The sequence below is a fragment of the Paenisporosarcina sp. P4_B8 genome, from assembly GCF_056402175.1.
The window spans coordinates 1-20,497 of the sequence record NZ_JBFUHX010000029.1 but is presented as its reverse complement, the minus strand read 5'-3'; the positions used below and the strand labels follow the sequence as shown (position 1 = coordinate 20,497).

Here is a 20,497-nt window from a genome sequence, read left to right as displayed (position 1 = left end):
GAATATAGTCTTATCATAAGGAAATACTACCTTTAAAATTAGGTAGGTGATTAGATGAAAAAAATATCAGTTATATTTTTGCTATTGCTATTAAGTTTAACAACTCTAATATTTGTAACATGGGAAAGACCACCAAAAGCAAAGGCAATAAATGAAGAAAATGAGGAATTATTAGAAGTGATTTCAATGCCCTGTAGCCTAACATTGGAGCCTGTTGATAAAAGTCTGACGAATACAAAAGGTGTAGCATTAATCTATAAAGTGCAATTAAATCCACCAAGTTTTGCAAGAACTAATATAAGTATTCTCGCTGTTCATCTTCCTGAACCGTCTTCGTATGGAGACTTCGATAGCTATGAAGGTTTTGCGTTTATTCCAAAAGAAATAAGTTGGCGTTTTAAGCTTTACCCAACCCCAGAGGAGAATGGTCCAAGTTGGGCTGGACGATTGGATTTAATTACAGCAGAAATGAAGAATGTTGAAGTTCAGGTGCGTCTCTCAAATTCCAAAACAGGTAAGTTAGGACCAAGTGTTCTAACAAACAGTATTAACTATTGTAAATAGTTTCTGCTTCAGCAGCAATCATGCTCATTTTATTTCCATCGATTCCACGACGAGCAAATACTTTTGGGGCTGCCCTCTTAATCTGTTCTTTACGTCCGTAGTGAACGTTGTAAAAAGATAAAAACGGTAAAAAACACATTTTAGGAAATTGTTTACTTTATTGAATGTTTGTATTATTATAATAAATAAGTTAAATTCGTTGATTTCAAAACGAGCAAAACTGATACCATTTAAACCATTAATAAAACTAAATAGTTAATTTCTACTTATCAAGAGAGGTGGAGGGAAAGGCCCTTTGAAACCTCGGCAACAGACTCATTATGAGCACTGTGCCAATTCCTTCAAGCGATTATGCTTGGAAGATGAGTTGAGATCTTGTCACTTATATTTAATGATGAGCCTCTTCTTGTTTCCAAGAAGAGGCTTTTTTGTTTTTAGAAATATGGGTTCATTAGCCACAGTTTCAAATAGAAACGGGCATGAAAATATAAAAATAGAAGGAGTGCAAAAAATATTATGAGTAAAGTAAAAAGTTCGAATTTAGGTTATCCAAGAATTGGAGTAAAACGCGAATGGAAAAATTCACTGGAGCAGTTATGGGCAGGGAAACTAGAAAAAGAATCATTCTTAAAACAAATTGAGGAGATTCGTCTAAACAATCTGCAGAAACAAAAGGATTTAGGAATTGACTTGATACCAGTTGGAGACTTTAGCTTGTATGATCATGTGCTTGATACAGCCGTTATGTTCGGTTTAGTACCGAAACGCTTTGAATACGACGGCGGTAAAGTATCGCTTGAAACGTATTTTGATATAGCACGAGGCAATAAAGGTGCGGTTGCATCTGAAATGACAAAATGGTTTAACACAAACTATCACTACATTGTTCCAGAGCTTAATGAAGCAGTACCTACTCTTGTTGAAAACCGTCCACTTCAATTTTATAAAGAGGCTAAACAGAAACTTAATATTGAAGGAAAGCCTGTAATCTTAGGACCTATCACATTTGTAAAACTGTCAAAGGGTTATAAAGAAAGTGAGTTTAAAGCAGTTGTTGAAAAATTTGTACCGCTTTACGCTGACATTTTACGTGAATTACAAAAAGAAGGAGTAGAGTGGGTACAAATCGATGAACCGATTTTATCTACAACGATTTCCAAAGAAGATGTTGCGTTATTTAAGGATATCTATCAAACATTGCATGAAGCAGCGCCAAACATAAAGCTGATATTACAAACATATTTTGAAAGCATTGAACATTACGAAGATGTCATCTCACTTCCTGTTCAAGGAATTGGACTTGATTTTGTATATGATAATGGTCAAAATCTTGCTGCTTTGAAAAAGTATGGTTTCCCAAAAGATAAGGTTCTTGCTGCTGGAGTTATTGACGGGCGAAACATATGGCGTGCAAATCTTAATGATCATTCTGCAATTCTTGCAGAGATTGCGGATGTTGTTTCAAAAGATCGTCTTATTATACAATCTTCATCAAGCTTATTGCATGTACCTGTGACAGTTAAAAGTGAAGAAACGCTTGATGACGTCCTAAAAGGAGCATTATCATTTGCTAATGAAAAATTACATGAAATTGTTCTACTGACAAAAGGCTTAAACGATGGAAAAGAAGCGATACAAAAAGAAATCAGTGCAAGTACAGAAGCGATTCAAGCGTTACAAAAATCATCATTCCGAAATAACACACAAGTTCAAGAAGCCATTCAAAACTTGCATACGTATAAAGCGGAACGAAAAGCAATATTTAAAGTCCGTCAAGAGATACAAAAAGAGGCTTTTCAATTACCGCTGCTGCCAACAACAACAATCGGAAGCTTCCCGCAAACTCAAGAAGTAAGAAAGAACCGATTAAAATGGCGTAAAGGCGAGTTAACGAATACAGAATATGAAACATATATAAAAGCAGAAATTAAAAAGTGGATTGAAATTCAAGAGGAACTTGGTCTAGATGTGTTTGTACATGGAGAATTTGAACGTACAGACATGGTTGAGTATTTTGGTGAAAAATTAGATGGCTTCCAATTCACAAAATTTGGCTGGGTCCAGTCATATGGCTCGCGATGTGTGAAACCACCACTTATTTACGGTGACGTGTCATTTATAGAACCGATAACAGTTAAAGAATCCTTATATGCCCAATCAATAACTGACAAACCTGTAAAAGGAATGCTGACAGGTCCAATTACAATTTTAAACTGGTCGTTTGTTCGCGATGATATTTCACGCTATGTTGTTGCCAATCAAATTGCACTTGCGCTTCGAAAAGAAGTTGAAACGCTTGAGGAAAATGGAATTCGTATGATTCAAGTTGATGAGCCGGCAATTCGTGAAGGGCTGCCGTTAAAACGTGAAAAATGGGAAGGGTATCTTGACGCTGCAGTTTATGCATTTAAACTTGCAACAACGTCAGTACAAAACGATACACAAATTCATACCCATATGTGTTATTCGGACTTTAAAGATATTATCGATGCGATTAAAGCACTCGATGCTGATGTTATTTCGATTGAAACATCAAGAAGTCATGGTGAATTAATTCAATCGTTTGAAGAAAACACGTATGACAAAGGGATCGGTCTTGGTGTATACGACATTCATAGTCCACGTGTACCAAAGCTTGAAGAGCTGAGTAGAAACATTGATCGTGCCCTACAAGTTCTTGATCCAAATCAGTTCTGGATTAATCCTGATTGCGGTTTGAAAACACGAGGTCTTGAAGAAACGGTTGCAGCACTTAAGATAATGGTTGAAGTAGCAAAACAAACGAGAGAAAAGCTGCTCGTGAATATAGGGTCATAAACTTCCAGAGTGGAATATCCGAATAATGAAAGTGAAATAGAATATCTTGGGACCCTTTCGCACAAGCATAGGCTGTTCCTTCTATTAAGTCCTACCTTTAAAGAGTCTTTGAGACCRCGGCAACAACTGAATCGAATTGTAACAGTGCCAATTACAGCAGAGCTATTCAAATCTGCTAAATAAGAGGTCATGTATATTGAGTTAATGTAAGCATATGGGAGTTGAGTGAATGGGAGATTTGGTGAAAGAAGGTAAGGAAAAGGAAAAGGAAAAGTTTGAAGTTATCGCAAAAGCACTTGAAGGTTTGCATTTTGGAGAGCTACAAATTACGTTTCATGAAGGAAAAATTGTTCAAATAAATCGCATAGAAAAGCAACGGTTTTCTGTTTGAAAAAATTAAAATATTAAAGAAGCTCACCGGACAACTGGAGGCCTCTTGTATTCAGTAGGATTGTTTATTGACAATTTTATGGAATCAAGAGGTCTTTTTTATATCCTAGGGTTAAGAAAATAGATTGGAATAAGTTAACCACGATGTAAGAATCTGCAGTGAGAGTATCACTAACTGTTGATCCACAATGGAGAACGCCGTTTTAATGTGCATCAACATTTTTATTAGAGGAGTGATTGGGATGTATAAAATCGATACACAACTTGCTCAAATTGGAAATCGTAGTGATACGGTTACAGGGACTGTGAATCCCCCTGTTTATTTTTCTACGGCCTATCGTCATGAAGGGCTTGGGCAATCGACGGAGTTTGATTATAGTCGTACGGGAAATCCAACACGTCAGCTCCTTGAAAATACAATATCAGATTTGGAATATGGTGATCAAGGCTTCGCCTGTAGTTCTGGGATGGCGGCAATTATGACCGTTTTGTCCCTTTTTCAATCAGGTGATGAATGGTTAGTAAGTGAAGATTTATATGGAGGAACCTATCGTTTATTAGAACAAGGATATAAAAAATGGGGGTTGAAGTGTCAATACGTAAACACATGTTGTCCGGAAGAGATCGAAATAAAGATTACCCCTCAAACAAAAGCCATCTTTCTGGAAACGCCTACAAACCCCTTAATGAAGAAAACAGATATTTCCGCTGTTTCGGAAATTGCCAAGAAACACGGAATTATGCTGATTGTCGATAACACTTTCTATACGCCTCTCTTGCAACAACCAATCACTCTTGGTGCTGACATTGTAATCCACAGCGCAACCAAATATTTAGGAGGTCATAATGATGTTCTTGCTGGCATTATTGTTGCTAAAGGAAAAAAACTATGTGARGAACTAGCGCATTACCATAACAGTACGGGAGCTGTGCTTAGTCCATTTGACTCCTGGTTATTGATGCGCGGTATGAAAACTTTATCTCTACGAATGAATCGGCATGAGAAAAATGCTCGGGAAGTTGTCCTTTACCTTTCCAATCTTCAAACTGTAACCGACGTTTTTTATGCAGGAAAAGGTGGAATGATCTCTTTTCGCCTAAAAGAAGAGTCATGGATTAATCCTTTTTTACAAGGTTTATCCCTTATTACATTTGCCGAAAGCCTTGGAGGGACAGAAAGCTTCATCACCTACCCTGCCACTCAAACACATGCTGATATTCCTGAAGAGGTTAGAATTCAAGCAGGTGTTTGCAATCGTTTATTGCGTTTATCCGTTGGAATTGAAGATGCAGAAGATTTGCTTTCTGACCTTGAGCAAGCTTTTGTCCACATAAGAGAGGAGATGATTATGTAATGGAGAACAGAGAACATTCCTTTGAAACAAGGCTTTTACACAATCGTCATAAGATTGATCCGAATACTGGCGCAGTGAGTGTAGCAATCCAACATGCGTCAACTTTTCATCAATTTGATATCGATCATTTTGGAAAATATGATTACAGTCGCAGCTCTAATCCGACAAGGAATGCGCTAGAAGAGGTTATTGCGGAACTAGAAGGTGGAACAAATGGATTTGCTTTTTCTTCCGGGATAGCAGCGATTTCCACGGCATTTCTGCTTCTCTCATCAGGAGATCATGTCGTGGTTTCAGAGGATGTTTATGGTGGTACCTATCGATTAATCACCGAAGTCCTGTCCCGATACGGAATTGACTATACCTTTGTCGATATGACGAATCTGATCCAAGTAAAACAAGCCATTAAGCCAAATACAAAAGTGTTTTATGTTGAAACACCTTCCAATCCTTTATTGAAGGTGACCGACATCAAAGCGGTTAGCAAGTTAGCAAAAGAAAATAATGCCTTAACATTCGTCGATAACACTTTTCTCACTCCAGCCTTGCAAAAACCACTTGAACTTGGGGCTGATGTTGTGCTGCATAGTGCAACCAAATTTCTATCAGGGCATAGCGATGTCGTCGCTGGATTGGCAGTTGTCAAGGATGAGAAATTAGCGAAAAGACTAGGTTTTTTACAAAATTCGTTTGGGGCTATTCTGGGTGTTCAGGACGCATGGCTCGTGCTAAGAGGGCTCAAGACGCTATATGTCCGTCTCGAACAATCACAAAAATCTGCAATATTACTCGCCGAATTTTTACAAGGCCACCCGCTTATCGATAAGGTTTATTATCCGGCTCTAGAAAGTCATCCGCAGCATCAGCTTCAAAAAAACCAGGCAGATGGTCCAGGTGCGGTTTTATCATTTGAACTTGCCAATGAGGATGCGCTTCGTTCGTTTGTTTCGAATGTGAAAACCCCTGTATTTGCAGTAAGCCTTGGGTCCGTAGAATCGATTTTATCGTATCTGACTAAAATGTCCCATGCGGCGATGCCAAAAGCGGAAAGAGAAAAACGCGGTATCAAAAATAGCCTTCTTCGCTTATCGGTCAGCCTTGAAAACCCGAATGATCTTATCAAGGATTTTTCACAAGCCTTTCAGCATGTTCAAGATAGACAGTTTATCTATCATGGAGGAGAGAGCCAATGAGTTTTTTGGAGAAATTAAAAAACCAAATATTAATTGGTGATGGCGCCATGGGAACTCTCCTATACTCGTACGGGACAGATTGCTGCTTTGAGGAACTGAACCTATCCCATCCGGAACAAATTCAAAACATCCATAAAGCGTATATAGGTGCAGGTGCGGATGTGATTCAGACGAACACGTATGCAGCTAATTATATAAAGCTGCAAAGGTATGGACTGGAAGATTCGGTAAAAGAAATCAATAGTGCCGCTGTCCACAATGCCAAAATAGCAGCTAAGAATGACGCTTATGTTTTTGGGACGATTGGTGGTAATCGGGGAGTAAAGCCCAATTCTATTTCATTAGAGGATCTAAAACGGAGCTTTCGGGAACAGTTATATTGCCTTTTATTAGAAGGGGTTGATGGGATTCTCCTCGAAACTTTCTATGACCTTCAAGAGCTTGAAGCCGTTCTTACAATCACTCGTAAGGAAACAAATCTGCCAATCATTTCACAACTAGCACTTCAAGAGCCAGGGATTTTGCAAGATCAAACACCTGTCAATGAAGCATTTTTGAAGCTCGAAAACCTTGGTGCGGATGTCATTGGTCTGAATTGTCGCCTCGGACCACATCATACGTTGTTATCACTTGAACAGATTGAGATTCCAGCACATGCTTATCTTTCTGCCTATCCAAATGCAAGTCTGCCTGCATATACGGATGGGAAATTTCATTATGAAGGTGATGCGGAGTACTTTCGAAAGTCAGCACTGGCATTCCGCAATGAAGGAGTTGGTCTTCTTGGAGGATGTTGCGGCACTACACCTGAACATATAAGAGCCATTGCTTCCGAATTAAAAAATGTGGTTCCAATTACACAAAAGGTCGTAAAAATAAAACCACCTAAACAAGTTGTGGAAGTAATATCAATAAAAAGGGATTTCCCGCCTCTTGAGAAAATTGTAAAGAAGAAACCATCGATTATTGTTGAGTTAGATCCTCCTCGGAAATTAGATACAACAAAATTTTTCAAGGGAGCAAAAGCTTTAAAAGAAGTGGGAATTGATGCGATTACACTGGCGGATAACTCGCTTGCCTCTGTTCGTATTTCAAATGAGTCATTGGGTTACCTAGTTAAAACTCAACTGGAGATGCGACCACTCATCCATATAGCTTGCAGGGACCGCAACCTTATCGGTTTGCAATCCCACTTGATGGGCCTACACACTTTAGGGATGAATGATGTACTTGCGATAACGGGCGATCCAGCTAGAGTAGGCGATTTCCCAGGAGCATCTTCTGTTTATGATGTGTCATCCTTTGAGCTAATTCAAATGATTAAACAACTTAATGAAGGTTTATCTTTTTCAGGAAAAGATCTTGGCCAAAAAACATCTTTTAGCATTGCTGCTGCTTTTAATCCAAATGTCCGTTATCTAGATAAAGCGGTGCAGCGCCTTGAAAAGAAAGTTCAGCTTGGCGCCGATTATTTCATCTCACAACCTGTATTTTCAGAGGAAAAATTACTCGAAATTTACGAATCTACCAAACATCTTAATGCGCCTATATATATTGGTTTAATGCCCTTACTAAGCAGTAAAAACGCTGAGTTTCTTCATAATGAAGTACCGGGAATCAAAATCTCGAAAACGATTCGTGACCGCATGGCAAAATTTAATGATAACCCGGTTCAGGCGGTACAAGAAGGAATCGAAATTACGAAGTCTTTAATTGATACAGCATTAGACTTGTTTAATGGGATTTATTTAATTACACCATTTTTACGTTATGAACTAACCGTTGAGTTGGCTCTATATGCCCGTCAGCGTGCAAGCGAATTGCAGAGGAACAAAATTGCCGTAAGCACCATTCATTGATTCAACTATGCAAACGGTATATCGGGGAAACATTAATTGGAATCCTTCAATTTATTTTGTTATATTTCAGATTATCAGAGCATCCAGGAATGTTTATCAATCTGATTCTTCCATATAGCTTATTGGTAGGGGGATTAAGTGGAATTCTTTATTTTACTCCAATTGAAATTATGCGAGCGCTAGTAAGACTAAAGTGGATCATAGGAACTAAAAAAATGTATAAATAGATTTGTTCTTATCTCGGTAGTGTTCTGGTACTGTAAACAGGCATTATTACATTTTAATACTGGAAAATTGATGTTAGTTAGCAATAAACGGAAAACGGCGTTCCTTTATTTAACTATCCAAAAGATTAACCCTTTAGTGTTTTATTAACTAAAGGGTTTTTGTTTTCCTCTATTATATGTATTCACCAAACACTTCTGGTTTCCATTGATGGATTGCATGACGTTCCTTCGCAAATACTTTCTCTAAATAAATCATCGTTGTTTCTATCTTTTCGTGGCCAAGAGATCTCATGATGTCGTAATTAACCTGAATTTTCGTTTTCTAGATAACCGCCTTAAACCTCTGATATATACTGGGTTTTTGCGATTTTTTATTGTGACATATTGGAATGGTAAGAAGGATTAACGCAAAAACGACTGAAAGTCGAGCAAATACGAAGGAAAAAATGAAGATAAGGGTTGTTTTCGATCGAGTTGAACCTGAATATAAGGGTTTTGCAGAAGCGGATGAAATATATTTTATGAAATCAGCGAGAGTAATCGGTGAAGTCATTGGGAATTTAAATCAATATATTGGCGACCAGTTTGTTAAATATAGAGTGAGACATTTAATAATGAATGGAGTCTTTGAAATAGAAGGTATTCCAAAAGCAATGAGGTTTTACAGTGTGAAACTCATGCTTTAGTCAAGTAGAGCAACGTCTTTTAAGACGTTGCTACATTTACATTTAAAAGTACTTCTGATAATACTCTTTCCTTAGCCTCCCGCTTAATTGAGCGTATATCCTTGTGGTTTCACTTTTCTCATGCCCCATAAGACTTTGTATGACTTCAATAGGAGCTCCATTATTCAACAAATGAGTTGCGTAGCTGTGTCTAAGTTGGTGTGGATGAATCTCTTTATTAATTTCAGCACGATTGGAGATCCGCTTGATGATGTAACGCATCTGAGCGACACTCATTTTATGTGGCTGTCTTGCTGTTACAAAGATGGCAGGATTATTGTCATTACGACTTTCAATATACCGTTTAAGCCATATGTCACAACGTATATTAAAATAAACTTCCCTCTCCATATCACCTTTTCCTCTAACAATCGCGGATCGATTGGACCAATTAATATGGTTCTTTTCTAACGTAACTATTTCGCCAATTCGACAACCGGTAGAAAACATGAATTCGAACATCGCTCTTTCCATTGGGGTATGACAGGATTCACGAAGGTGTTCGATCTCCCGTTCGGTTAAATACTTGGGTATTCGCTTCCCTACTTTAGGTTCTTTAATTTTCGCAGCCGGATTCTTTCGTATGTTTCCTTCTTCATGGGACCAACGGAATAACGATTTCAGAAATCGGATTCTATGTGCAAGACTGGCTGGTTTTAAATGCTTCCCTGAAATCGCAAGGTATTCTTTCAATTGATTTGTTTCAAGAGTAGTTATTTCAACATCCTTAAAATAATCAATAAGTAATGATAATTGGAGCCGATAAGCCTTTAATGTCTGTGAAGAAAAGCCTTCGATCCTTTTATCAGATTCAAATGCTTCCCATGCTTTTGACAGTAGCAATTTTGTTCCCCCTCAAAAAAAGTATCGTTAAAGGAAATATTGCCATTTCTATCGAAATTAAGACATATTGATAGTTTACTAACGAGGGGTTCAACTAACGGGGAAGGTTAGATGAAGAAGGATTATCCTAATTTAGATTGAAGAATGATAAAAGAATATGATTGGAAAGTGGGGAGTTAGATGTTAAGGAGTGAACTTATTTCAGAAATAGCAAATAGAATCTTATGTCTAAAAACACTCCATCCAATTAAAGTAGGAGTTAGTGGAATAACTTCATCTGGCAAGACAACGCTTGCTAATGAGCTTACGGAAGAACTTCGAAGAAGAAAGATGGATGTGATTAGGACTAGCATAGACAATTTTCATAATCCAAGGGTTATTCGATACAGACAGGGCAAGGAATCTGCTATTGGTTATTACGAGGATGCTCACGATTACAATTCCTTTAAGCAGAAACTTTTAATACCTTTAGGTCCAGGGGGAAACCTGCATTATCAAACAAATTCTTTAGATTTAGCAAAGGACGAGTATGTGAACCCAGAATTAAAAATAGCAAATAGGGATACGATTTTTATTATTGATGGAACTTTTTTATTTAAAAAGGATTTAAGTAACCTATACGATTTTAAAATATTTGTTAAAACTGACTTTGACTTAGCTAGAAAAAGAGGAGCTAAAAGAGAAGAACGGGCATTTGGAAGTTATGAAAAAGCTGAAGAAATGTTCCTAAATAGGTATCACGTTGCTTCGAAACTTTATTTAGAACAACATTTACCTCAACTTAATGCAGATGTAGTCATTAATAATAATGAATTAGATAACCCATATTTTGYTTAAAATGTCTCCTTCAACTAACGGGGCAGGTTAGTTCAATAAGCTATGGGCAAAACAATGGAGATTTTATATCCTAACCTTTATCAAAAGTAGGTGTTATTTTGTCTCATTCAGCTGCACAATGGAATGCATTTATAAAAGAAGTTATTGAGCATCGTAAAGTGTGGACAATTAAAGACGAAGGTGGCATTCCAACATCAACAAATATTGACGGTGAAACATCAATGCCATTTTGGTCTCTGAAATCAAGAGCAGAAAAAATCATTGAAAATGTTCCTACTTATAGAGGATTCCAAGCATTTGATATTGATTTTGATGAATTTCTAAATAGCTGGTTAAAAGGTCTCGAAAAAGATCGTCTAAATTTGGGAGTTAATTGGAGTGGTAAGCTGGCAACAGGTTTTGATATGAAGCCAAGAGAGGTTTTTGAACGAATTCAATATGAACTCAGTGTAATTGATTAAAGGGGTAGGTTACTTCAAGGAAAATTTCTCACTATTTTTTAAAATAGTTATGAAGGAGGTCACTTAATGGATGAAAAAGATTTGTTAGAATTCTTAACATTTATAGCTGAGGAAGATGCCCAAATCGGTAGTATTATTGGTTTTTTCACTATTCAATTAGGTTATGATTTAAAAATCTTAAAGAATATAATTAACTATGGTGTGAAAATAGATATTTTAAAAGTGATTGAAAATGACGAAGATTTTAAGGATTATAATGTAGTTCTGGGTAATAAGTTAAACGAAATTGATTGGTCTACTTCAAATGTTAGAAACGAAATATACTTTAAGGACTTTGATAATTATAGAAAAAAATTATTTGTTTCTAATCCTAAAATACCAAATGAATTTAGGGATTTTATTAAGTGATATTGTTATCCTTATACTCGAATTGAATCTTTAGCCTCTTCAACTAACGGATGCTTTACTTCAAGAAGGATTAAAGCTTTTTACTGAACTATCGAGAGAGAAGTAGATTAGAACAAGGAAAGGACAATAAATAATGATGTATCTTGATTACTTAGAATCTAATAAGAAGGAATTAGTCGCACAATTAAAAAGGCTTTTTTCAAAGTATAAAGTACAACCAGTTGGTAAGGGGTATATTGACTGTATAGTAATGAAGGATAATTTAGAAGAGTTTATTAAAGAAATAACAACTTTAGGGATAATGATTACTGATGTGTCTTGGTGGTGTTATGTAAATACAACTAATAATGAATCTAATGAATGTCCACACGGAATGGGAGGTCCGACTTCTATATATTTTGATGGTTGGTTTAGTGAGTTGCAGAATGACTTTTTTGAAGCAGATGGGGGAAAAGTAAATACAATTTTGGAATCATATGATAAGAACTCAATTTATTCTTTAAATACCCTAACAATTGAAGGGATAAAAAATATGCTTAACAAGCCCTTCAAATATACTCCTAATGATTATATTGAAGGTAATAAGTGTGTAATGCCTGGTTTATGGTTGCTTGTTCCAGATGATTGGGAGAGTTAGTGAATAAATTTGTTTATTCAACTAACGGATGCTTTAGTTAAAGATCATCGGGTTGTTTAAGCAGCCCTTTTATTGAACTAACGGAGCTGGTTAGTTGAACAAGGTACAATTATTCGGTCTATTAATCGATAGAATATGTAGAAGGGGAAGTTGGAAATGATACTGTTAAATGGAGTAAGTGGGTTTAATGGCCCTGATCCAGTAACCGATGGAGAATATTTCAAAAAAATATGTTACTCGTTAATTCATAGACTAAATGTGAATGTACGAGAATTTGTTTAATTGCATAAAAACAAGGAGGTCAAGCAATTTTGCCTCTTTGTTTTTATGCATTTTTTCACATATTTTCTTTTAATACGTTGTATGGATTGGTTCGCAATGCTTTAATTGCGGGAAAGCATGCACCTAGAATGCCAACCAATACCGGGAGACAAATTGTCAATGAAAGAATCGTCAATGAATCCCAAGGAAAGATATTATACATGATGCCAATGTAGGAAATAGATAGAACCAAACCGACTATTCCTGCCAAAAAACCCACTAAAGCCCCTTCAATAATAATAGAACGCGTAACTGTCTTATCTTTCCATCCAATCGATTTAAAGAGTGCTAGTTCGCCTTCTCTTTCCACTATATTTTGCCACATCATCTCAGCTGTAGTAAGTGCACCAATAATTAGAGCCACACCCATGATCAAGTAGTGAGATTTATTTACCTCAACTGCAACAAACTCCCCTAACCAGGATGTATATAAAACTCCATCTAAACGGAATGATACGTATAGGTAAAAGGATAATAATGTGGTAGGTAAAGCAATGGCCAAAATGGACAAAAGGTTTCTTCCAGGTCTTTGCGATACTTGGTTCATAACAAACCCAACCATCGATTGATTACTAAAAATCCTTTTAGACTTTTTGGTTATTTCTCCTGATTTGATTCCCTGATATGGTTTCAATCGTCCGACTTGTATGAAAGGTAGAACAATACCTAAACCATAAATAACGAGCGATGTACCGAATACCAAAACAATCTTACTAATGTTGAATGTGCTTCCATTTAGCATAAAAATCATTTCTAAAATAATGGCTATTAGTGTGATTAGGAGTACATAAAAGAATGCTTCTCCTAGCACCATTTTCCGAAGAATGCCTGTTCGCCATCCTAGTGCAAGAAATATGCTATATTCTTTCTTTCGTGTTAAATAAGATACATAGGTTGTTGCAAACACATACATCATACCAATCAGTAGGATGGTAACGAGAATACTCGTATACCCTAATGAGGTTTCTCTTAAAATGGCGATAGCCGCGCCTATATGAATCCAAGGTTGTTCAATCCACCCAAGCGTTTTATCGTGTTCAACCACTTTGGTGATGGTTGGTTGAGGTGATGATCCTCTTGTAATGATGACTTGAAGTCCTGTCGCACGTTCAATATCATTTTTGACTTGTTCCATTTTTTCTTGCGCTGCATTTCCAATTTCATCGATGCCTTTTACTTTAATGCGAATGGAGGATATGCTATTCCCTCCCGTAATGATTTCAGCTGCCTTCACAGTAGTTAATATGTTAGGTGGATTTGTAAGCAAGCCTGTTGGTACACCGGATCCTTTCATCGTCCTTGAAGGATTTAACGGTTCATTGTCTGGTCCAAGGACGATACCCGCCTGTGCAGGACGATATGTCTCAAGTGGTAGTTCAGTTAAAGGGTCTTTACTAATTTTTAATTTATCAGAAGAGAAACTCCCAACAATATTCAATCTCAATACTGGCAAGAGAGGTACTCCGTCTTCAGTTAATTCATGATCTAACAATTCTGCTTTTCTGAAACCTGAATTCGGTAAAACATCTTTAAAAATGTCAATCATTTCGACGGGCTTGCTTGACACTATGTAACTATTTGACCATCTCTCTGGGAAAGGACTTTCTAATTTTTGATAATCAAGAATACTGGATTTAAAAACTAATTGAGTTCCATGAACTGATAAGGAAGGATTGTCATTCGGGTTCGCCAAAGCTTTAAAGATCATGTTTTCCAATTCTTCACCAGTTAACTCAAAACTGTCTACTTTCTCTGTCTCCAACTCATTTAAGTAGTCCCGTCCATTTCCTTTTTTAATTAATTCGATAGCTTGTTCCTTTTCAGTGTCAGTATTAAAAGGGATAGCTAATTTTTCTTGCGAAACCTGAAACAGGCTATTGGAAAAGCTTTTATTATTTATTAAAACAGGAATTTCAAATAAACGGTCCATTTCTTCATCGTAAATAGCATCTTCATTTGGCTCTAAGTATCGGCTCGTATCAGATAGTTGAACTGCCTCGTCTAGTCCTACAAGCTTAGCTTCCTCTTCTGGATCAATACCAACCAATAATTGGTATTGACTCAAGCTTATCTCACCTTTATCATCTCCCCAAAAACCTAAACCTTCACTGGGACCTGTCCAATTAGTAGCTCTGTATGTCTCTATATCCTGTATGGTTTTTTTGGATAAACCATCATTATATGTCTCTGTGATTCTATACTTATAGATACCCTTGTCGCTTGTTTTAAATTTTTCTTTCATAGTTATTCCTAATGTGGTATAGCCCAAAACTGAAATAGGGGCTGCAACCGCTACATCGTTCATCGACTTGATTTTTTCGTATTGATCGTAGCTTATGCCTCCATTAATTCCATTTAAGTGGTTAGGTTCCATCAGGTTATCTTCATTGAAAATGGAACCTGATGGGGTGATAACAAGATCATAGGCGCTTTCCCACTTCTTTTGCAGTTGATTATTAACAGTTCCTCTTGTTGTTTCCGTTAAACTGAACAGATAAATGAGCACACTGCTAATTAACATCACGCCAATCACAGAAAGAATAAGTCGATCTTTATTGCGAACCAGCTGCTTCATCATAAAAGGTATCATACAGGTTGCCTCTGACTAACGGATATAATTTCTCCGTCTCGCATCTCCACTTTCGTATTTGCTCGATCAGCTAGAGTAGAATCATGTGTAACTAAAATCACCCCACATTGTTTACTTTGATTTAAGGACACCAATAGTTGGTAAACCGTTTCCCCGGTATCTGTATCTAGATTCCCTGTCGGTTCATCTGCCAATAACCATTTAGGTTTATGAACTAACGCCCTAGCTATGGCAACTCTTTGTTGTTGTCCACCTGATAGTTGTGAAGGGAGAGAATTTATTTTGTCTATAAGTCCAACTTGTTCCAAAACTTGTGTCGCTCGCTCTTTTTTGTTGTAAGTTAACTTTCTACCAAAAAGAGGTGACATGACATTTTCTAATGCCGTCATGGTTGGAATCAAATGAAACTGTTGAAATATGAATCCGATGTTCTCAAAGCGAAAATCTGCCATTTCTTTATTGTTCAGTTTGTGAACATGCTGATCTCCATAGAGAATTTCCCCACTGGAAGGAACATCGAGTGTTCCAATTATGCTTAATAACGTCGACTTCCCTGAGCCTGATGGACCAATAATTGAAATAAAATCGCTTTTCTGAAGTGTTAAATTAACTTCCTTTAACGCATATGTACCTATACCATCGCCTTTAAACACTTTTGTTAATGTCCTACATGTAATCGTGTTATTCAAAATAATCCCCCTCTTTGAAATATTTGTAAAATCTAATTATTTTAAATATAACAATTCCTTTGATTAATGTATACTTTACATTGCCTAAAGGGGTGTTTTATAGATTAATTGAGTTTGAATATATCATTGAGATTGTGAAGATCTTCACTTAAACTAACGGGGCAGTTTAGTTGAACAACGACGATGGGTTTTTGTGGTGAAATATAAAAGGTAAAGGGTTAGAGGAGGGATTTAATGAACCTAAAAACGTTTCTAATTACTTTTGTTTTTGTTTATGTATCGATAAGTTTACCTGCAATATTAGGGATAGGCACTGTGATTGATTGGGTTCCAGAAGCAACATTATTTCAAAAGTTTAAAGGATATGTAATCGACGGACTTCTTAATAACTTTCTTATAAAAACTGTAATAGCGTGTATTGTGGGAATTACCGTTATTTTGATTATCTCTAAGAGGCGACAATCAAAATGAAATTGAAAGTTTGTGAAAGAATACACTTAAACTAACGGGTGCTTTAGTTCAATAAGAACAGTAAAATATTACATCAAAAAAACGCTCAGGAATCTGAGCGTTTTTTACTTGCCATTTTTAATGCCAATTTGCTGTTGAAATATATGCTGATTAGTATGAAATTTACTTTGTTATTAGCATTTTTCTCCCCATCAACCGAATCCGTTAAGTTATTTCAACTGTCTTCTTTTTTTTGATCAAGAAATTTAAAGAAGGGTTTTATTAAAAGGAATTTTTTTAATATTCTTAAATCCTTTTTCAATATTTAACAGTTAAACTATATGAAAGGTTTTTAAAAGGGAAAAGTAATTTTTTAAGGAGGTGGCAATGGTTGGATGATAAAAGACTAATAAAACAAATACAACAAGGAAACAGCGATTCACTCGATACAATAATTAGGAAATACTACAATGATATTTATAGCTACTGTTTTAGAAAAACAGCAAACTCTAATATTGCCGCCGACCTTACGCAAGAAGTATTTTTAAAGCTTGCAAATTACATACATAACTATGTTCACATAGGAAAATTCAGAAACTACCTTTTTATCATAGCGAAAAACACGTGCAATGATTATTACAAAAAGAACGGGGCTGTTATTGAAAGTATCGATTTATTGGATGTTCCAGATAACGATAATAATTTCACTAAAATAGAACAATCAGATAGTGTCATGAAAGCGTTAAGTAGTTTGCCTGATATTCAAAAAGATGTGATCATTCTACGCTTTTATTATGATATGAAGCTAAAGGAAATTTCAAAAATAACAAATTCTTCTCTCGCAACTACAAAATCAAGATTAAAACAAGGGTTGGATAAGCTTAAAAATATCTTAAATAAGGATGATGTATTTTGAAGGGTAAAAAAATAAAAGATACAATAAAAAAATACCAAATCCCACAAATACCCAATTCGGTGATTGATGAAACGGTGCGCCTTGCCAAAATAGAGTTTGAACGAACTCCTATTCAATACAAAATGCCATTTAGGGAGTTGTTTGTTGGGCAGATTAAATATATTTCTCCTTATATATGGATAGTTCAAGCAGCACTACTTTTAATCGTTTCATGTTCTTTGATATTCTCGACAAACGGTATCGATGAGCGCCAAACAATAATAACGATACTTTCTGTGTCAGCCCCTATTATAGCTCTAGTTGCGATACCTGAGCTTGCGAAAAGTTTTACCAATAATATGTGGGAACTTGAATCAACTAGTAAATTTAACCTTCAAAAATTAATTGTGATTCGCCTAATGATCATAGGAGTGATGGATTTATCTACTATAACAATTATAGTAATTACAACTTGCACCTTATATGAAATGAGTTTTGTAAATGTTATTTTGTATATACTCGTGCCATTTTGTTTAACAAACAGTATATATCTGTTTATACTTAGAAATTTTCAGGGAAAAACAGTTGTTTTCGGTTGTTTAATAGTTGGATTAATTATTGCTATTGTACTTTGCTACCTTTCTATGTTTAACGTGTGGTATGCACTGACATCAACTTTTCTATGGATTATTTTGTTGACTTTTTCAGTATGTACTTTAGCACATGAAATTATTAAGTTACTTAAATCAATTCAAAGAGGAGAGGAAATGTTATGGAACTATCGATAGATATCATTACTAAAAAATATGAAAGTAAGACTGTCGTAGATGCATTTACGACTAAACTTAACTCAGGGATTTATGGATTGCTTGGTGCGAATGGAGCAGGGAAAACAACCCTTATGAGGTTGGTTTGTGGAATATTAAAACCGACAGCAGGAGAAATAAGATACAATGGATCAGAAATAAACAAGCTCGGTGAAGATTACCGTGACTTATTGGGTTATCTTCCTCAAAACTTTGGATACTACCCTGATTTTAAAGCATATGATTTTCTTATGTATGTGGCTTCATTAAAAGGAATTCCTCATTTTAAAGCAAAGCAAAAAAGTTTGGAGTTGCTTGAATTAGTTGGTCTTATGGAGGAAAAAAATCAAAAAATCAAAACATTTTCGGGTGGAATGCGGCAAAGATTAGGAATTGCCCAGGCAATGCTTAATGACCCTAAATTATTAATATTAGATGAACCGACTGCTGGGCTTGACCCAAAGGAAAGGGTACGGTTTAGAAATCTTATCAGTTCGTTCAGTAATGATAGAATTATTATTTTATCCACTCATATTGTCTCTGATGTAGAGTATATTGCAGATGAAATTATCGTGATGAAAACAGGACAACTTTTGCATAAGGGAAATGTTAGGGAGATTACCCGCAGTATAGAAGGCTTCGTATGGGAATGCGAAGTATCTAAAGAGGAAGTAAATGAACTAGGTCGAAAATACACGATAAGTAACCTAAAGCATGAAGAGAATATGGTCAATCTTCGGATTGTTTCTAATAAAAAACCTTGTGATAATGCAGTAAATATCTCCCCAAATCTAGAAGACCTTTACCTACATTACTTTGAGGAGGGAGAAATAAAATGAGGAGACTTATTTCGTTTGAATTGAAAAAAATCATTCAAAAACGTAGTACGGTCTTTGTATTATTAACAGCATTAATCTTAAGTTTATCTTCGTTTTTCTTTGGAGTCATGACCGAAACCTCATACATTACGGAAACGGAAAAATTAAAGGGATTAGAAGCCATTGAAAATGAAAGAAATATGCAAGGACAATTTAGTGGTTACCTCACTGACGAGTATATTAAACAAGTGGAATTAGAAGCCAACCAAAACAATCCTAAATATTGGGGTATTTTACCGATTATCGGTGTACAAGAGGTTAGGATCCCTGGAATAATATCAGATTTAAATGCTGGCAATATCGCTGGTATCTATGACAACATACTAAAAGGGCTTTCAGCAGATAAACCAAGACCTGCTGGTACAACTAATGAAGTGGATAAACTACTAAATATGTATGAACAAATTCAATTACCTTTCTATTACGACTATTACGATGGTTGGGAAGAATTGAGTTCAAGTTTTTCAGTGCTGATAGCTATGGTTGTAAGTGCAATCATTGTCATCTGTTTATCCCCCGTCTTTTCGGAGGAATACAGTCAAAAAACAGATGCAATCATTCTGACAACGAAACACGGGAAAAACAAGGTGATTATAGCAAAGCTAATGAGTTCTTTACTATTTACACTCTCTGTATTTTTCTTATTTGCCGCATTAAACTTTACCTTATATGCAAAAGTTTATGGATTAGATGGTTTTAAGGCTAATATACAGATTCATGGTTGGTATTATCAATCTCCTTATGATATGACTTTTTTAGATTTATATCTGTATTCTTTAGGCTTAAGTTTTACTGGATTGTTGTTTATAGCAGCGATAACTTTGTTTATATCTTCCAAAGTAAAAAGTCCATTTATAACTGTAATTATATCTGCTTCAATACTTTATATCCCGAAAATAGATCTATCGGACATTTCTTATACCGCAAATAATTTACTAGAACTATTTCCTATAAATATGATGAATGCGGCAGAACACTTTGAGCTTGGGGTGTTTTATAATCTATTCGGTACACTGTTGTTGCAACCCACCCTGATGATTTTTACAGCTGCTATTATATCTGTTTTACTACTCACCTTTACGTATAAGTCTTTTAAGAATCATCAGGTTTAGGAAAAAGTTTGCCTAGATAGCTCTTTTTTCTTCTTCAACTAATGGGGCAGGTTAGTTTAACAAGAAATATGCTAAACTAATTTGAAGTAATTGATATGGGAGTGAATTAAATGTTGAAATACCGTAAGGCAAGTTTAGATGATATTAATAAATTGATTGATTTAAGAAAAAAGCAATTGGTTGATGAAGGTATTGAACCCAATATAGACATTGATACGGAACTCTACATATTCTTTAAAAATAAGCTAAGTGAAGGTACTTTGATTCAGTTGTTGGTGGAAGATAACGGAGTAATTATTGCTTGTGGTGCAATCATAATTTATGACTTTCCACCTTCATACACAAATAAAACTGGAAAAAAAGGATATATCACAAATATGTTTACCGAAGAAGATTATCGTGGTCAAGGAATTGCGTCAGGTTTACTAAAGAATCTGGTT

General features: G+C 35.8%; 20 protein-coding genes and 1 riboswitch. Of the genes, 17 read left to right on the top strand and 3 right to left on the bottom strand.

What is annotated here, in order from left to right:
* Positions 1–54: 54 nt before the first annotated feature.
* The 7 genes from AC1DSK_RS16665 to AC1DSK_RS16635 all read left to right on the top strand — a co-directional run bounded on the left by AC1DSK_RS16665 (position 55) and on the right by AC1DSK_RS16635 (position 9,091).
* Positions 55–564 (top strand): YoqH family protein, encoded by a 510-nt coding sequence (locus AC1DSK_RS16665; RefSeq protein WP_477548665.1) that lies wholly within the window; start codon positions 55–57, stop codon positions 562–564.
* Between the two features lie 263 nt (positions 565–827).
* Positions 828–933, top strand: a riboswitch (SAM riboswitch).
* Between the two features lie 147 nt (positions 934–1,080).
* Positions 1,081–3,381, top strand: coding sequence for a 5-methyltetrahydropteroyltriglutamate--homocysteine S-methyltransferase (gene metE / locus AC1DSK_RS16660; protein ID WP_477548667.1), 2,301 nt, complete (start codon positions 1,081–1,083; stop codon positions 3,379–3,381).
* A 241-nt stretch (positions 3,382–3,622) separates the two neighbouring features.
* A complete protein-coding gene (locus AC1DSK_RS16655) occupies positions 3,623–3,772 on the top strand; it encodes a YezD family protein (protein ID WP_147640320.1) in 150 nt (49 codons plus the stop codon).
* 241 nt (positions 3,773–4,013) lie between these two features.
* The gene (locus tag AC1DSK_RS16650; RefSeq protein WP_477548668.1) at positions 4,014–5,126 is read left to right on the top strand and encodes a methionine biosynthesis PLP-dependent protein; all 1,113 of its coding nucleotides are present in this window, start codon (positions 4,014–4,016) and stop codon (positions 5,124–5,126) included.
* A complete protein-coding gene (gene metC, locus AC1DSK_RS16645) occupies positions 5,126–6,319 on the top strand; it encodes a cystathionine beta-lyase (protein WP_477598395.1) in 1,194 nt (397 codons plus the stop codon). Before AC1DSK_RS16650 ends, metC begins: the two co-directional genes overlap by 1 nt.
* Positions 6,316–8,178 carry a bifunctional homocysteine S-methyltransferase/methylenetetrahydrofolate reductase gene (locus AC1DSK_RS16640; protein ID WP_477548670.1) on the top strand — a complete coding sequence of 621 codons (1,863 nt, stop codon included), beginning with the start codon at positions 6,316–6,318 and terminating at the stop codon, positions 8,176–8,178. Before metC ends, AC1DSK_RS16640 begins: the two co-directional genes overlap by 4 nt.
* Before the next feature lie 616 nt (positions 8,179–8,794).
* On the top strand, positions 8,795–9,091 hold the full coding sequence (locus AC1DSK_RS16635) for a DUF3658 domain-containing protein (protein WP_477598393.1): 297 nt from the start codon (positions 8,795–8,797) through the stop codon (positions 9,089–9,091).
* A 42-nt stretch (positions 9,092–9,133) separates the two neighbouring features.
* Here the strand turns inward: AC1DSK_RS16635 and xerA are convergent, their stop codons facing one another.
* Positions 9,134–9,973, bottom strand: a complete 840-nt coding sequence (gene xerA / locus AC1DSK_RS16630) for a site-specific tyrosine recombinase/integron integrase (protein ID WP_477548672.1) — start codon at positions 9,971–9,973, stop codon at positions 9,134–9,136.
* A gap of 180 nt (positions 9,974–10,153) precedes the next feature.
* On the opposite strand from xerA, the gene AC1DSK_RS16625 reads away from it, so the two are divergent.
* The 4 genes from AC1DSK_RS16625 (at position 10,154) to AC1DSK_RS16610 (ending at position 12,316) form a co-directional block, all read left to right on the top strand.
* Positions 10,154–10,810, top strand: coding sequence for a hypothetical protein (locus tag AC1DSK_RS16625; protein WP_477598391.1), 657 nt, complete (start codon positions 10,154–10,156; stop codon positions 10,808–10,810).
* Positions 10,811–10,908: 98 nt separating this feature from the next.
* The gene (locus AC1DSK_RS16620; RefSeq protein WP_477548674.1) at positions 10,909–11,271 is read left to right on the top strand and encodes a DUF2750 domain-containing protein; all 363 of its coding nucleotides are present in this window, start codon (positions 10,909–10,911) and stop codon (positions 11,269–11,271) included.
* 66 nt (positions 11,272–11,337) lie between these two features.
* Complete coding sequence (locus AC1DSK_RS16615; RefSeq protein WP_477598389.1) at positions 11,338–11,679, top strand: hypothetical protein; 342 nt, start codon at positions 11,338–11,340, stop codon at positions 11,677–11,679.
* A 133-nt stretch (positions 11,680–11,812) separates the two neighbouring features.
* Entirely contained in the window at positions 11,813–12,316 is a 504-nt protein-coding gene (locus AC1DSK_RS16610; RefSeq protein WP_477548753.1) for a hypothetical protein, read from the top strand.
* A 337-nt stretch (positions 12,317–12,653) separates the two neighbouring features.
* Here the strand turns inward: AC1DSK_RS16610 and AC1DSK_RS16605 are convergent, their stop codons facing one another.
* Positions 12,654–15,227 (bottom strand): ABC transporter permease, encoded by a 2,574-nt coding sequence (locus tag AC1DSK_RS16605; protein ID WP_477548752.1) that lies wholly within the window; start codon positions 15,225–15,227, stop codon positions 12,654–12,656.
* Complete coding sequence (locus AC1DSK_RS16600; protein ID WP_477548751.1) at positions 15,224–15,916, bottom strand: ABC transporter ATP-binding protein; 693 nt, start codon at positions 15,914–15,916, stop codon at positions 15,224–15,226. The genes AC1DSK_RS16605 and AC1DSK_RS16600 overlap by 4 nt, the downstream gene beginning before the upstream one ends.
* Positions 15,917–16,150: 234 nt before the next feature.
* Here AC1DSK_RS16600 and AC1DSK_RS16595 point away from each other — a divergent pair, with 234 nt between their 5' ends.
* The 6 genes from AC1DSK_RS16595 to AC1DSK_RS16570 form a co-directional block, all read left to right on the top strand.
* Positions 16,151–16,387: a hypothetical protein gene (locus AC1DSK_RS16595; protein ID WP_477548750.1), complete on the top strand. Its 237-nt coding sequence runs from the start codon at positions 16,151–16,153 to the stop codon at positions 16,385–16,387.
* A gap of 370 nt (positions 16,388–16,757) precedes the next feature.
* Positions 16,758–17,282 (top strand): RNA polymerase sigma factor, encoded by a 525-nt coding sequence (locus tag AC1DSK_RS16590; RefSeq protein ID WP_477598386.1) that lies wholly within the window; start codon positions 16,758–16,760, stop codon positions 17,280–17,282.
* Positions 17,279–18,049: a hypothetical protein gene (locus AC1DSK_RS16585; RefSeq protein ID WP_477548748.1), complete on the top strand. Its 771-nt coding sequence runs from the start codon at positions 17,279–17,281 to the stop codon at positions 18,047–18,049. The genes AC1DSK_RS16590 and AC1DSK_RS16585 overlap by 4 nt, the downstream gene beginning before the upstream one ends.
* The gene (locus AC1DSK_RS16580) at positions 18,034–18,906 is read left to right on the top strand and encodes an ABC transporter ATP-binding protein (RefSeq protein ID WP_477548747.1); all 873 of its coding nucleotides are present in this window, start codon (positions 18,034–18,036) and stop codon (positions 18,904–18,906) included. The genes AC1DSK_RS16585 and AC1DSK_RS16580 overlap by 16 nt, the downstream gene beginning before the upstream one ends.
* Positions 18,903–20,057 (top strand): ABC transporter permease, encoded by a 1,155-nt coding sequence (locus tag AC1DSK_RS16575; protein WP_477598384.1) that lies wholly within the window; start codon positions 18,903–18,905, stop codon positions 20,055–20,057. The genes AC1DSK_RS16580 and AC1DSK_RS16575 overlap by 4 nt, the downstream gene beginning before the upstream one ends.
* A 113-nt stretch (positions 20,058–20,170) precedes the next feature.
* On the top strand, positions 20,171–20,497 hold a 327-nt coding region (locus tag AC1DSK_RS16570), incomplete at its 3' end, for a GNAT family N-acetyltransferase (protein ID WP_477598397.1).

What these genes read in the sequence shown, in the direction of transcription:
- AC1DSK_RS16595 (WP_477548750.1), top strand. Translation starts at nt 16,151, where the DNA reads ATGAACCTAAAAACGTTTCTAATTACTTTTGTTTTTGTTTATGTATCG.
- AC1DSK_RS16580 (WP_477548747.1), top strand. Translation starts at nt 18,034, where the DNA reads ATGGAACTATCGATAGATATCATTACTAAAAAATATGAAAGTAAGACT.
- AC1DSK_RS16640 (WP_477548670.1), top strand. Translation starts at nt 6,316, where the DNA reads ATGAGTTTTTTGGAGAAATTAAAAAACCAAATATTAATTGGTGATGGC.
- AC1DSK_RS16615 (WP_477598389.1), top strand. Translation starts at nt 11,338, where the DNA reads ATGGATGAAAAAGATTTGTTAGAATTCTTAACATTTATAGCTGAGGAA.
- AC1DSK_RS16665 (WP_477548665.1), top strand. Translation starts at nt 55, where the DNA reads ATGAAAAAAATATCAGTTATATTTTTGCTATTGCTATTAAGTTTAACA.
- AC1DSK_RS16610 (WP_477548753.1), top strand. Translation starts at nt 11,813, where the DNA reads ATGATGTATCTTGATTACTTAGAATCTAATAAGAAGGAATTAGTCGCA.
- metC (WP_477598395.1), top strand. Translation starts at nt 5,126, where the DNA reads ATGGAGAACAGAGAACATTCCTTTGAAACAAGGCTTTTACACAATCGT.
- AC1DSK_RS16635 (WP_477598393.1), top strand. Translation starts at nt 8,795, where the DNA reads ATGGTAAGAAGGATTAACGCAAAAACGACTGAAAGTCGAGCAAATACG.
- AC1DSK_RS16605 (WP_477548752.1), bottom strand. Translation starts at nt 15,227, where the DNA reads ATGATACCTTTTATGATGAAGCAGCTGGTTCGCAATAAAGATCGACTT.
- AC1DSK_RS16575 (WP_477598384.1), top strand. Translation starts at nt 18,903, where the DNA reads ATGAGGAGACTTATTTCGTTTGAATTGAAAAAAATCATTCAAAAACGT.
- metE (WP_477548667.1), top strand. Translation starts at nt 1,081, where the DNA reads ATGAGTAAAGTAAAAAGTTCGAATTTAGGTTATCCAAGAATTGGAGTA.